At 68.4% G+C, this 12,739-nt stretch carries 12 protein-coding genes; 6 read left to right on the top strand and 6 right to left on the bottom strand.

What is annotated here, in order from left to right; all coding sequences use genetic code 11:
* Position 1: 1 nt before the first annotated feature.
* Positions 2 to 1,048, top strand: coding sequence for a LacI family DNA-binding transcriptional regulator (locus OG817_RS29285; protein WP_406047785.1), 1,047 nt, complete (start codon positions 2 to 4; stop codon positions 1,046 to 1,048).
* A 13-nt stretch (positions 1,049 to 1,061) separates the two neighbouring features.
* The gene (locus OG817_RS29280; RefSeq protein WP_406047784.1) at positions 1,062 to 2,351 is read left to right on the top strand and encodes an extracellular solute-binding protein; all 1,290 of its coding nucleotides are present in this window, start codon (positions 1,062 to 1,064) and stop codon (positions 2,349 to 2,351) included.
* 35 nt (positions 2,352 to 2,386) lie between these two features.
* Here OG817_RS29280 and OG817_RS29275 read toward each other — a convergent pair whose 3' ends face one another.
* Positions 2,387 to 3,583, bottom strand: a complete 1,197-nt coding sequence (locus tag OG817_RS29275; protein WP_406047783.1) for an RNA-guided endonuclease InsQ/TnpB family protein — start codon at positions 3,581 to 3,583, stop codon at positions 2,387 to 2,389.
* Between the two features lie 104 nt (positions 3,584 to 3,687).
* Between OG817_RS29275 and OG817_RS29270 the strand changes: the two genes are divergently transcribed.
* The 4 genes from OG817_RS29270 to OG817_RS29255 are packed head-to-tail and all read left to right on the top strand — an operon-like array spanning position 3,688 to position 8,400.
* Complete coding sequence (locus OG817_RS29270; RefSeq protein ID WP_406047782.1) at positions 3,688 to 4,581, top strand: carbohydrate ABC transporter permease; 894 nt, start codon at positions 3,688 to 3,690, stop codon at positions 4,579 to 4,581.
* Positions 4,581 to 5,396: a carbohydrate ABC transporter permease gene (locus OG817_RS29265; protein ID WP_406047781.1), complete on the top strand. Its 816-nt coding sequence runs from the start codon at positions 4,581 to 4,583 to the stop codon at positions 5,394 to 5,396. Before OG817_RS29270 ends, OG817_RS29265 begins: the two co-directional genes overlap by 1 nt.
* A gap of 17 nt (positions 5,397 to 5,413) precedes the next feature.
* Complete coding sequence (locus OG817_RS29260; RefSeq protein ID WP_406047780.1) at positions 5,414 to 6,472, top strand: glycosidase; 1,059 nt, start codon at positions 5,414 to 5,416, stop codon at positions 6,470 to 6,472.
* Positions 6,469 to 8,400, top strand: coding sequence for a hypothetical protein (locus OG817_RS29255; protein WP_406047779.1), 1,932 nt, complete (start codon positions 6,469 to 6,471; stop codon positions 8,398 to 8,400). The genes OG817_RS29260 and OG817_RS29255 overlap by 4 nt, the downstream gene beginning before the upstream one ends.
* Here the strand turns inward: OG817_RS29255 and OG817_RS29250 are convergent.
* The 5 genes from OG817_RS29250 to OG817_RS29230 all read right to left on the bottom strand — a co-directional run bounded on the left by OG817_RS29250 (position 8,381) and on the right by OG817_RS29230 (position 12,669).
* On the bottom strand, positions 8,381 to 9,415 hold the full coding sequence (locus OG817_RS29250; RefSeq protein ID WP_406047778.1) for an aminoglycoside phosphotransferase: 1,035 nt from the start codon (positions 9,413 to 9,415) through the stop codon (positions 8,381 to 8,383). The two genes, OG817_RS29255 and OG817_RS29250, sit on opposite strands and share 20 nt — an antisense overlap.
* Positions 9,416 to 9,443: 28 nt before the next feature.
* A complete protein-coding gene (locus OG817_RS29245; protein WP_406047777.1) occupies positions 9,444 to 10,154 on the bottom strand; it encodes a helix-turn-helix domain-containing protein in 711 nt (236 codons plus the stop codon).
* Positions 10,155 to 10,424: 270 nt separating this feature from the next.
* On the bottom strand, positions 10,425 to 11,399 hold the full coding sequence (locus OG817_RS29240; protein WP_406047776.1) for a VanW family protein: 975 nt from the start codon (positions 11,397 to 11,399) through the stop codon (positions 10,425 to 10,427).
* Between the two features lie 147 nt (positions 11,400 to 11,546).
* Positions 11,547 to 11,999 (bottom strand): Rv3235 family protein, encoded by a 453-nt coding sequence (locus OG817_RS29235; protein ID WP_396395662.1) that lies wholly within the window; start codon positions 11,997 to 11,999, stop codon positions 11,547 to 11,549.
* 1 nt (position 12,000) lies between these two features.
* Entirely contained in the window at positions 12,001 to 12,669 is a 669-nt protein-coding gene (locus OG817_RS29230) for a LysM peptidoglycan-binding domain-containing protein (RefSeq protein WP_406047775.1), read from the bottom strand.
* Positions 12,670 to 12,739 lie beyond the last annotated feature (70 nt).

Here is a 12,739-nt window from a genome sequence, read left to right as displayed (position 1 = left end):
GATGAGCAAGCAGCGGCCGACGATCGCGGATGTCGCGCAGCGGGCCGGCGTGTCCAAGGGCGCGGTTTCGTTCGCGCTGAACGGGCGGCCCGGGCTGGCGCGCGCGACGGTCGACAAGATCCTCGCCGCGGCCGACGACCTCGGCTGGCGCCCGAGCAACCGCGGCCGCTCGCTGTCGGTCTCGAAGGCGTTCGCCCTCGGACTGGTGATCACCCGGGATCCGGCCGTGCTGTCCTCGGACCCGTTCTTCCCGGCCTTCATCGCCGGCGTCGAGAGCGTCCTGTCCTCGCGAGGACAGGCGCTGGTGCTGCAGGTCGTCACGGCCGGCGAGGAGGAGGAAGCCGGCTACCGGCGGCTGGCGCAGGACGCCCGGGTGGACGGGGTGTTCCTGTCCGACCTCCGGCACGACGATCCGCGGATCGCCCTGCTGACGGAGTTGGGCCTGCCCGCCGTGACGCTGAACCGGCCCGACGGGACGTCGCCGTTCCCCGCCGTCATCCTGGACGACCGGCCCGGGACCGTCGCGGTCGTCGAGCATCTGATCCACCTCGGCCACACCCGGATCGCGCACGTCGCCGGTCCGCAGGCGTTCGTGCACGCGACCGCCCGGTCCACCGCACTGCTCTCAACGCTCGCCGCCGCCGGCCTGGAGCCGGTCGCGGTGGAAACCAGCGACTTCACCGCCGCTGGTGGGATCGAAGCCACCCGGCGGCTGCTCACGCTGTCGCAGCCGCCGACCGCGATCGTCTACGCCAACGACCGGATGGCGATCGCCGGCCTGGGTGCCGCCCAGGCTGCCGGGCTCACCGTGCCCGACGACCTGAGCATCGCCGGCTTCGACGACAGCGAACTGGCCGAGTACGTCCACCCCGGCCTGACCACGGTCCGCGCCGATCCGTTCGCCTTCGGAGAGGCCGCGGCCCAAACCCTCAACCTGGTCGTCGACGGCGCCACCGACGTCCCCGACGCCGAGTTGCCACCGGCGCAGCTCGTCGTACGGCGCTCCACCGGCGCGCCACCATCACTGGGGTCCCCTTCCCCTGCCTAGCTGGAGGAACATCATGAAGTTGCAAGCTGGATTGCTGGCCCTGGTACTGGCCGGCTCGCTCGCCGCGTGTGGCGACAGTGGCGGTGGCTCTGGTGACGCCGACGCCGCTGCCTCGGCCCGCGGGCCGATCAGCATCTGGTACTCGAACAACGCCGAGGAAGTGGCCTGGGGCAAGCAGATGGTCGCGGCCTGGAATGCGGCGCACGCGGATCAGAAGGTCACCGCGCAGGAGATCCCGACCGGGAAGAGCTCCGAGGAGGTCATCGGCGCCGCGATCACGGCGGGCAACGCGCCGTGCCTGATCTTCAACACCTCGCCCGCCTCGGTCTCGCAGTTCCAGAAGCAGGGCGGGCTGGTGCCGCTGGACACCTTCTCCGACGGCAAGTCCTACATCGAGGACCGCTCCGGTGACATCGCGCAGCAGTACAAGTCGTCCGACGGCAAGTACTACCAGCTGCCGTGGAAGTCAAACCCGGTGATGATCTTCTACAACAAGAAGGCGTTCGCGAAGGCCGGCATCGACACCACCAAGCCGCCGCTGGCGACGTACGACGAGTTCCTCGCCACCGCCCGCAAGGTGGTCGCGGCGAAGGCGGCGAAGTTCGCCATCTACCCGGCGCCGAGCAACGAGTTCTACCAGTCCTGGTTCGATTTCTACCCGCTGTTCGCGGCCGAGACCGGCGGCAAGCAGTTGGTGGAGGACGGCAAGGCGCAGTTCAACTCCGACGAGGGCAAGAAGGTCGCGGCGTTCTGGCGGACCATGTACGCCGACAAGCTCGCCTCGCAGGAGAAGTACACCGGTGACGCGTTCGTCGATGGCACCGCCGCGATGGCCGTGGTCGGTCCGTGGGCGATCGCGACGTACAAGGGCAAGGTCGACTGGGGTGTCGTCCCGGTGCCGACCTCGAGTGGCAAGCCGGCCAACGAGATCCACACCTTCAGCGACGCGAAGAACGTCGCGATGTACTCGGCCTGCAAGAACCGCGGTACGGCGTGGGACGTGCTGAAGTTCGCCACCAGCCAGGAGCAGGACGGCAAGTTCCTGACCGCGACCGGGCAGATGCCGCTGCGCAAGGACGTCGCGACCGCGTACCCGGACTACTTCGCGAAGAACCCTGACTACAAGGTGTTCGCCGACCAGGCAGCCCGCACGGTCGAGGTACCGAACGTGGCGAACTCGATCACCATCTGGCAGACCTTCCGCGACGCCTACTCCAAGTCGGTCATCTTCGGCCAGCAGGACCCGAACGAAGCCCTCGACGGCGCAGCCCAGAAGGTCGACGAACTCGCCAAACAGTCTTGACGTCCTCCTCGCCCAATTGGCGAGGATTCCAACTACTACGGAAAGGTAGTCAGTTGAGGTTCACGCTTCGGCGAGACCGGGACCGGCATCTCTCGGCGTGCGCTGACGGCCCGTCCGGCCGCGATGTTGACTGCCGCGTTGACGTCAGCGTTTGCCCGATGTCCGCAGGCAACGCACCGGAACACCGCTTGGCTCTTACGGTTGTCCGGTGCGCAATGCCTGCAGACGCTGCAGGTTTGCGACGTGAACGCGGGATTGATCTTCTCGACCCGTTGAGGCGCCTTGCGTTCCAGGCGGCGAACCAAGGCACCCCACCCGTTCGCCAGGATTCCCCGGTTGAGTCCGGCCTTCGCGCGACGACGGTTCGGCAGATAGCTACCCGGCCGGTCGGGGGCAGGCTTGGGTCTGGCTCGCTTTGTCATCTGAACAATGCGGAGGTCTTCGACGCGGATGATATCGAATCGTCGCGCGAGATCGGTGCTGGTTTTCTCGACCCAATCCGTGCGGCGCTCGCGAGCACGGGCGTGCAGTCTGGCGATCGCCGCCTTGACCAGTGCACGGCGGTTGGAGCCGCGACGGCAGCGGGCGAGACGGCGCTGGAGCCGCTTGAACCGTTCCAGTTCCGCTTCGGACAGCCCGGGACATGTCAGGAGCTCACCCGTCGACAGCGCCGCCGACACGGTGACGCCGCGGTCCACGCCGACGACCTCTCCGGTACCCGGTGCAGGGATCGGAGGCGGAATGACAGCGAAGGCGATGTGCCAGCGACCCGCCCGGTCTCGAGTGATGCGGTACGACTTCGCCTCCGGCACGGCGCGGGACATCCGGAACCGCACCCAGCCGACCTTCGGCACATTGACCGCCGCCCACTTCCGGCTGAGCTTGATCACGCGCGATGCCTGGCCGCCCACAATACGGAATCCCTCGTGCAGAGCAGCCTTCCGCCAAGTCGGTCGCTGGTGAGTCCCTGCGTAGAAGTTCCTGACGGCATGGTCGAAATCTCGCAGCGCCTGCTGCTGGACGGTCTGCGACCCGGCCCTCAGCCAACCGAACATCGCTCGCGCCTCGGTCAGTTGCCGTGCCTGCTCGGCGTACCGCGGCGTCGATCCCTTGTCACGCGTCCACATCGACCACTGCTCGAGCGCCAGGTTCCACACGTACCGGGCGTGCCCACACTGGCCGAGCAATGCAGCCTGGTGGGTGCGAGTGGGGTAGAGCCGGAACCGCGACACGCAACATATCAAATCAGGTCGTACCGACAGTTCCCGATCGCTGAAGGGAGGGAGTCGCGGTTGTTCTCCGCCTGCATGGGCGGGATATCCCCGCGACCAGTCTGATGAGACGAGGTTCGGTCACCCGGATCCTGGGTGAGCACCCGGTCGGGACGGTGTTCGTCGCGCCGTACGTCGTGTTCCTGGCCGCGGTGTTCGCCTACCCGCTCGGGTTCGCGGTGTACATGTCGTTCCACGACTACTTCTTCACGGCGCCGGGCGCGATCGTGGACCGGCCGTTCGTCGGGTTCGCCAACTACGTCACCGTGCTGACGGACCCCGCCGTCCAGCGGTCGTTCGTGAACGTGCTGATCTTCCTCGTGATCAACGTGCCGCTGACCGTCGTGTTGTCGCTGGGGCTGTCGACCGCGCTGAACTCGGCGATCCGGTGGCGGACGTTCTTCCGGGTCAGCTACTACGTGCCGTACGTGACCGCGAGCGTCGCCGTGGTCGGGGTGTGGCTGTTCCTGTTCAACTCGAACGGGTTGGTCAACTCCATCCTCGGCCCGCTCGCGCCGGACCCGTCCTGGCTGGTGAACTCGAAGCTGGCGATGCCGACGATCGCGGTCTACGTGACCTGGAAGCAGCTCGGGTTCTTCATCCTGCTCTACCTCGCCGCCTTGCAGAACGTCTCGAAGGATCTCTACGAGGCGGCGTCGATGGACGGCGCCGGGCGCTGGAAGTCGTTCCTGAACGTCACCGTGCCCGGCGTACGGCCGGCGACCACACTCGTCGTCCTCGTCGCCACGGTGACCGGGGCGAACCTGTTCACCGAGCCGTATCTGCTGACCGGCGGTGGTGGGCCCGACGGCGCGTCCGCGTCGCCGGTGCTGATCATGTATCAACGCGGGATCGAACAGGGTAATCCGGATGTCGGCTCCGCGATCGGCGTACTGCTGGTGATCGGCGTCCTCATCATCGCTCTGCTCGAACGGCGCTTCGTGGGGAGGGAGGAGTGATGAAGGTACGGTTCGTCGCCTTGCTGCTGGGAGCCTTCGTGTTCCTGTTCCCCTTCTACTACATGCTGATCGGCAGCCTGCAGGCCGAGCCGGATCCGTCCGTCTCCGGGTCGATCCCGACCGGGAACGTGACCCTGCACAACTACAGCGAGATCAACAAGGCGATCAACCTCGGGAGGTCGCTGGTCAACTCCGGCATCTTCACCGGCGGGGTGATCCTGGGGACGCTGGTCTTCGGTGTGCTGGCGGGCTACGCCCTGGCCCGGTTGCAGTTCCGCGGCCGCGGGCTGGTGTTCAACCTGATGCTGCTGATCCAGGTCGTGCCGTTCCAGTTGCTGACGATCCCGCTGTACGTGCTGATCGTGCGCAGCTACGGGCTGGCGGACTCCTACGGCGGCATGATCCTGCCGTTCCTGATCAACTCGACCGCGGTGTTCGTGTTCCGGCAGTACTTCCTGCAGTTGCCGGCCGAGCTCTTCGACGCGGCCCGGATCGACGGTGCGTCCGAGCTCAGCATCCTGTGGCGGATCGCCGTACCGCTGGTGAAGCCCGCCCTGCTGACCGGCGTCCTGCTGACGTTCATCGGCCCGTGGAACGAGTTCCTTTGGCCGTTCCTGATCACCAAGCAGCAGGACCTGCAACCGCTGGCGGTCTCACTGTCGAACTACCTGACCACTGTGTCGGCGCGGGCGGCGAACCCGTTCGGCGCCGTACTCGCGGGGGCGTGTGTGCTGGCAGCGCCCGCGGTGGCCCTGTTCCTGATCTTCCAGCGCCGTTTCATCTCGACGAACATCTCGTCCGGGGTCAAAGGCTAATCCTGAAAGGTTTTGTGGTGACTGTTCCTTACACGCTCACTCGGGTCGGCGTACTGATGACGGCCGACCCGGGCAACGAGCTGGAGGCCGAGGGCGTCCTGAATCCCGCCACCGGCCACACACCGGACGGGCAGCTGTACCTGCTGCCGCGACTGGTTGCTACGGGCAACGTATCCCGCGTCGGCCTGGCCAGGGTCGAGGTCAAGGACGGAGTACCTGTCGGTGTCGAGCGCGAAGGTGTCGTCCTCGCGCCGGACGAGGGCTGGGAGCGCGGGCTGAACAACGCCGGCGTCGAGGACCCGCGGGTGACCTTCGTCCCGTCGCTCGGCCTGCACGTGATGACGTACGTCGCCTACGGTCCACTCGGCCCGAAGCCGGCTCTGGCGGTGTCGTCGGATCTCCGTGAGTGGCGGCGGCTCGGTCCGCTGCACTTCGAGTACCAGCCCGATCTCGACACCGACCTGAATCTGTTCCCGAACAAGGACACGGTGTTCTTCCCCGAACCCGTGGCCGGCCCGGACGGCGAACCGTCGTACGCGATGTTGCATCGGCCGATGTGGGACCTGGGCTGGTTCCGTGAGGGCGAGGGCGTGCACCTGCCCGCCGGGGTGACCGACGACCGGCCGGGGATCTGGGTGTCCTTCGTGCCGGTGTCGGCGGTCCAGGCGGACGTACGGAACCTCGTCCACCTGCGTCAGCACCGGCTGCTGGCGATGTCGGAGTACCCGTTCGAGGAGCTGAAGATCGGGGCCGGTCCGGCGCCGCTGCGGGTGCCCGAGGGCTGGCTGGTGATCCACCACGGCGTCACCGGTGAGCAGCCGGAGGGCTTCGACCCGACGACGCAGAAGGTCTGCTACGCGGCCGGTGCGCTGCTGCTCGACCCGAACGACGTGACCAAGGTGATTGCCCGGACCGAGGAACCGATCCTCGTGCCGGAGACCGAGGAGGAGAAGGTCGGAACGGTCGGGAACGTGGTGTTCCCGACCGCCATCGAGGAGGTGGACGGAGTGCGGTACGTCTTCTACGGGATGGCCGACGCGGCCATCGGGGTCGCCCGGCTGGATCGCCTGCCATGACCCCGACCCGCCGAACCGTCCTCGGCGGAGCGCTCGCTCTGACCGCCGCTTCCACCGTCACACTGCCGGCTGTTGCTTCCAGCAACAAGCTGAGCAACCTCGCCCATCTCGACTTCCTCCGTACGTCGGTGAGACCGCCTGCTGCAGCCGGCCACAGCACCTTCGGCTCCGGCCCGATCGGCGTGCTGTGGACCTATGCGGACCGTCAGTCCGACGGCTCGTACAAGCGCATCGGTGGCGGCACGTACGACGCCGCCACCAACACGTACGGGCAGGGTGCGTACAACACCGACGACATCGCCCGGGCCACAGTCGTCTACCTACGGCACTACCAGCGGTTCGGTGACGCCGCCTCCCGGAACGCTGCCCGCGACCTCCTCCGAGGCCTCACCTTTCTCCAGTCCACGAACGGGAACGTCGTTTTGTGGATGCAGCCGGACGGGACGCTGAACCCCAGCGCCGACCCGGTCGAGCTCCCCGACCCCTCCGACTCCGGCCCGTCGTACTGGCTGGCCCGGACCGTGTGGGCGCTGGGGGAGGGGTACGCCGTCTTCCGGCGACTGGACCGTGGCTTCGCCGACTTCCTGAAGGACCGGCTCGAGTTGGCGGTCGCCGCGCTGGAGCGGCAGGTGCTGGTGCGCTACGGCCAGTGGAACATCGTCGACGGCCGTCATCTCCCCGCTTGGCTGATCGTGAACGGCGCCGACGCGACGTCCGAGGCGGTTCTCGGGTTGTCGGCGTACGTCCGGGCCGGCGGGTCGGCGCGGGCACGTCGTGCGCTGACGCAGTTCGCCGAAGGTGTTGCTGCGATGAGCGCCGGGTCGACAAAGCAGTGGCCGTTCCGCGCACTGATGCCGTGGGGCGAGTCGATCTCGGACTGGCACGCGTGGGGTGCCCAGATGCCGTCCGCGCTCGCCGCTGCCTCGTCAGCGCTCGGGTCCCGCCGTCTGCTCGACCCGGCCATCGGCGACACCGCCGGCTTCACACCGCTGCTCGTCACGGCCGGCGGTCCCGACAACGGCTGGCTCCCCGCGCCGATCGACCGTACGCAGATCGCGTACGGCGTCGACGCCCGGCTGCAAGGCCTGCTGGCGGTCGGCCTCCCCGGCCTCAGGCAGATTGCCTCCTTCGTCGCGGCCTGGTACTTCGGCGCCAACCGCGCCGGCACCCCGATGTACGACGCGACCACCGGCCGCACGTACGACGGTCTGGCCGGCGACGGCGTGGTCAACCGCAACTCGGGAGCCGAGTCCACCGTCCACGGCCAGCTCTCGATGCTCGCCCTGGACGCATCACCGGCCGTCGCGCAGCTCGCACAGCAGTTGGGCAGCGCAACCCCGACGTACGACGGACTGACGGTTGTCGAAGGCGAGGCCGCCACCGGTGGTGAGGTGGTCACCCCGCCATCCGCGTGGACCGGCGAATCCCAATGGAGCAACGGCTCCTACCTCTCCTGGGCTGCCGGTACGTCGGCGCAGTGGATCCTGCCGTCGTCGCCTCAGCCGCGCCTGGTGCTCCCGATCGTGAACCTCGTCGACACCCCGGACGCGGGTCACACCACGTGGACCAGTGGGTCCCGGCGGCTCGGCACCATCGACCACGGGGCGGGTGGCCCACAAGGCATCTCCGCAGCCCCGGGCGCTCTGCTGCCGATGACGTTGGCCACGCCGCTCCCGCCGAATGCGACCCAGCTCGCCGCCTCGGCCACCGGACCGGCCCAGGTGGACGCACTCCTCCTCATCCCCAGCATCAGCACTCTCCGGCTGGGGACCGCCACGTTGCTGACCAGCGTCGACTCGCACCCCCGTAAGGTCAGCGCGACAGGCCGAATCGCCTACTCGTACACGTCGACGGGCAAGCTGCATTCGCAGGGCACGCCGTCTCACATCTCGGTGCAGCCCGGCGGCTTCACCGTCGTCCTCGGGTAAGAGCCTCGGCACACCAGGCGGCGACGAAGGCGAGGGCCTGACCGCGCTGGTGGTAGAGGTGCCGGCTGTCGGTCTGCTGGTGGTAGGCGTTGTGGGATGCGGCGGACGCGCGGCCCAGCAGGCCGGGGAGGAACCAGGCGTACTTGACGCCTGAGGCCATCACGGCGAGGCGGACCTGGTCGGGGTCCCCTCGCCAGCCGGCCTCGTGCAAGCCGTCGAGGTAGTTGCCGATGCAGGTCTCGGCCAGTTCGCGCATCCGCTCGGCCGGCCAGAACAGGTCGAAGACCGCGTCCGGGATGTGGTTGCCGATGTCTTCGCCGAGGGCTCCGTCGCCGGTGAACGCCCAGTCCAGCAAGGCGATCTCGCCGGTCGGCCGCTGAATCACGTTGCACACCCACAGGTCGAGGTGACAGCGCGCCCGCGGCAGGCTCGCGACCAGGTCGAGCAGGTCGTCGCGGTGGGCGAGCAGGTGCAGCCACGCCGACCGCAGTCCTGGCGGCCAGGTCTCCGCGATCAACGGCTGCTGCCAGGCCGCGTCATTGTCGGCCAGATGCCACGGCACGTCGCGACTCGTCGAGTAGTCGCGCAGAAAGCCGGTCGAGGTCCACGGTCGCCGGGCGGCGGGTCGCGCCTGCCACCGCCCGCAGGCCCGTGCCAGCGCGGCGTGCTCGGCCAGGCTGAACTCGGTCCCCGGCGTGCCGCCGATGTCCTCGAGCATCAGTACGGCGTGGTCGTCGTGCTCGGCGATCTGCGCGGCCGGTAGCACCAGGCCGGCATCCGCGACCTGCTTGCGGAGTTCGTCGTCGGCGTACACCTCGAGTTCGCGGCGCCAGTAGTTCCAGTGCCGCGGATCGGTGGATGCGGCCCAGGGGCCGGTCGACTGGACCGGTTTCCGCAGTTGCTTGCGGATCACGGTACTGCCGTCGGGATAGGTGAGGCGCTCGACCGTCGCCGTCACCGCGTTCAAGGGGTTGTGCCGCAATGTCGTCGTTCTGACATCGGCGTCAGCGGTCATGAACAGCAATGCTGACACGCCATCCGGCTCAGCGCAGCAGGAGAGTTCCCGGTGGGAGGCCGGTCAGTGCCTTCACGTCACGGCTGAGGTGAGCCTGGTCGGCGTACCCATGCAGGGCGGCGACGTCGGCGAGGGCGGCACCGGTGCGGGCGTGGTCGAGGGCGACGTTCATGCGCAGGACCCGGTCGAGCATCTTCGGCCCGTAGCCGAACGCGATCAGGCAGCGCCTGTGCAGCTGGCGCTCGCTCAGCCCGACGCTGCTCGCGAGGCTGATGACGCCGGCTCCACCGCGCAGCATTCCGGCGCGGATGCTCCGCAGTACGTGCGTGATCAGTCGGTCCGGCGGCTCCTCGGCCAGACTGGCCACAGCTTGGTCCACCGCAAGTGCGGGCACGGGCGCCGACCGCACCTGGTCCAGCATGCGCCGGCTTCGCGCAGGCGACCACAGCTCGCGGAGCGGGACCCGCTCGTTGAGCAGTTCCCTTGCGGGTACGCCGAAGAAGTCCGGCGCGGCTCCGGGCGAGAACCGGATCCCCGCGTACCTCGTCCCGGCGTCCGCGATACCGGTGTAAGCGCGGCTGTCCGGCCCGGACACGATCAAGTCGTCATTCATGAACAACAGGTCCATGCAGCCGTCGGGCAGAATCCGGTACTCGCCACCCGCTGCCGTCCGGGTCCACAAGGCAGCCCCGGGCAGCAGCGCAGGACGCTCCCGGTACGGCTCACCAAGCTCACTCACCCCACCAGTCTGCAACGCCGCACCGACAGTTTTCAGTCGGGCCTGTTCCAGTTGGTGTCCGCAACTACCCGTAGCCGGTGGGCGAGTGGAACGGACGTGTCCTCGGGCTTGACGCTGCTGAGCGTGACCTGCCACCCGCCGACGTACGCCGAATGGAACTGCCCGTCGAGATGCTGTTCGGCCCATCGTGCGAGTTCGTCGCCGCCTCGGTCTCGACGGCGCCGACCGCCGCGTTGCGCCTGGGATCCAGGACACTAGCCCGCCCGGGTGTCACCCCGGTGGTACGACGTCCAGGACCTGCCCGCCCGTCGGGACATATTTGACCAGGGCAACGTTCTCGCGAAGACGCTCCTCGCGGAGGGTCGTGCCGGTGCGGCGATCGATCACCGTGCGCCAGATCTCGTTGCGGCGGAAGTAGTCCGCGCCGACCCGCAGGAAGCGCTCGCCGCGGGCGAACACCCGGTACGACGAATCGGTCGGTGCGTCAGCGAGGATGTCGCCCTCGAGGTAGCGCTCGCCGACGCCGACGCGCAGCTGGAACGTCCGGTCGGTGTCGTTGCGGAACTGCAGATCCACGTAGTTGTAGACGATGCTGCAACCCACGCCCCACGGCAGCACCCGGCCGTTGTCCGGGAACGGGTCGAAGCTGTGCGTCGACCGCTGCGTGACCGTCAGCGGCGAGTGCAGCACCATCCAGTGCAGCAGGTTCGCGAGCTGGCAGATCCCGCCGCCGATGCCGGGCCGCGCCTGCCCGTTCGACAACCGCATGCCTTTCACATATCCCTTGCGGCGCGTCGCGTTCCCCACCAGCTTGTTGAACGAGAACGTCTCACCGGGCCGGATCAGCAGCCCGTCCACCTGAGCACAGGCGAGCTTGAGGTTCGTCACCTTGTTGTGCTGCATCCACATCTCGGTCTCGCCGAGCTCCCGCAACAGCAGCGACTTGTGCCGCTTCACCCGCACCGGCAGGTCGTCCACCTGTCGCGTCTGCGCGTACGGCGTACTGGACCGCAGCCACTCGATCCGCCGCAGCACCCGGTGGTAGCGCACCGCCACCGGGTACAGCACCGGGATCCGCTCGGCCCATCGTTGCCGCCGCATCGGGGGCAGCACCCGCGCCCGCTCGGCATCGCTGAGCTCCGCCAACCCGATCCGCCACGGCACACCCGGAGCCACCCCGGTGGACTCCGGGTCTGCCGAGTGGGCCTGAGAATTCAGCGTCCTGCTGAGAGTCGTGTCAGACATTCGTTCCCCCGAACGACGAAGACCGATCGTTCGACCGATCCGGTTAACGTACGCCGCGCCTGCGGCAAACACGTGACGGCAACACCACGATCCGATTGCGCTCGGTGAGACGTTCGTACTTCCACGAGAGTTCGCCTGACCGCTCAGTCAGCCGAGCTCGAGCGCCGTACAGACCCATCGGTTGCGGCGGACTTCCATCCGTAGCGCGATGGCGCGCGACCGGTCGCCGCGCCGCACGTGTGCCGCGACCTCCGCCACCCGATGGGCCGGCGTACACACCCGGATCGAGCGGATCACACTGCGCTCGTGCGCACCGCGCCCAGTGGCCGTCGTCGTCAACCCCAGCAGCCGCACTCGTCGGTTCAACTCCGCGAAGACCTCCTCGTCCGCGAACCGCACCAGCTGTGAGATCGGCCGATCGCCGGCGATCACCTCCGACACCGCCTGCACCAACCGGGACGCCCACGCCACCGCATCCGGCATCCCGGGCCGGACCGTGGGCCGCTGGTGCTCAGGGTTCGGTACCGACCGCAGCAGTCGCACGTTCGACCGCGGTTCGGCGATGGAGTCCGGCCGGCTGACCGTTGACAGGTTGTTCATGTCAGTTCTCCTGGGAGGTGGGCGGCGTGTGAAGGACCTGGCCGGGGTGGATGAGGTCGGGGTCGGAGCCGATCAGCCGGCGGTTCGCGCCGTACCAGTCCGGCCAGCGCTCTGCGATCTCCGCGTCCGTCGCGTGGGGTCCAAGCTCGTCCGCGGTGACGCGCCACAGCGATTCCCCAGGCCGGACGACTCGCACCGGCCGACCTGAGCGGACCGTCGTGTAGCGCGTGGGCGCTCCAGCGGTAGGGCGATCCGGTACGCCGACGCGCGCCGGCGACTCGGCCTCGGGCTGGATGGTGGAGCGCGGCTCCACCTGAGTCCAGGGGCGCGCCGTGCCCTCGACGGGGTCGGCGTGGGCCGTGGTGAGCGTGAGCGGACTGACCGCGGCCACGCCCAGGGCGGACCGCAGGAGAGTGCGGGCGGTCGTCGAGGTGATCCGGCCGGCGATCGCGGACGCGGTGGCCCCGGCGACGCCAGGGAGCTGCTCGAGGATCGTCGCGAGCATCGCGAGGACGAGCCAGCCGTACGCGACCCAAGCGACCGTGCCGACCGCGAGGACCGCCATCGAGTCGAGATCGTGGCTGCTCGCCGCGCCGATCGAGCCTGTGGTCGCCCAGCGCAGACCCAGGCCGACGCCGGCCAGCGTCATCAGCGTGAACACGCCCTTCACTCCCCGTATCATCGCTTCCCTCGTGATCTATGAGTTTGCTTGAGTTTGCCTTGGTTAGATCACTATAGAT

It is taken from the genome of Kribbella sp. NBC_00889 (genome assembly GCF_045207705.1).
GTDB lineage: Bacteria > Actinomycetota > Actinomycetes > Propionibacteriales > Kribbellaceae > Kribbella.
Note: the sequence above shows the minus strand (reverse complement) of the source record. Positions and strands in the feature narration are given on the sequence as shown.

What these genes read in the sequence shown, in the direction of transcription:
- OG817_RS29280 (WP_406047784.1), top strand. Translation starts at nt 1,062, where the DNA reads ATGAAGTTGCAAGCTGGATTGCTGGCCCTGGTACTGGCCGGCTCGCTC.
- OG817_RS29250 (WP_406047778.1), bottom strand. Translation starts at nt 9,415, where the DNA reads ATGACCGCTGACGCCGATGTCAGAACGACGACATTGCGGCACAACCCC.
- OG817_RS29235 (WP_396395662.1), bottom strand. Translation starts at nt 11,999, where the DNA reads ATGAACAACCTGTCAACGGTCAGCCGGCCGGACTCCATCGCCGAACCG.
- OG817_RS29285 (WP_406047785.1), top strand. Translation starts at nt 2, where the DNA reads ATGAGCAAGCAGCGGCCGACGATCGCGGATGTCGCGCAGCGGGCCGGC.
- OG817_RS29240 (WP_406047776.1), bottom strand. Translation starts at nt 11,399, where the DNA reads ATGTCTGACACGACTCTCAGCAGGACGCTGAATTCTCAGGCCCACTCG.
- OG817_RS29270 (WP_406047782.1), top strand. Translation starts at nt 3,688, where the DNA reads ATGAGACGAGGTTCGGTCACCCGGATCCTGGGTGAGCACCCGGTCGGG.
- OG817_RS29255 (WP_406047779.1), top strand. Translation starts at nt 6,469, where the DNA reads ATGACCCCGACCCGCCGAACCGTCCTCGGCGGAGCGCTCGCTCTGACC.
- OG817_RS29265 (WP_406047781.1), top strand. Translation starts at nt 4,581, where the DNA reads ATGAAGGTACGGTTCGTCGCCTTGCTGCTGGGAGCCTTCGTGTTCCTG.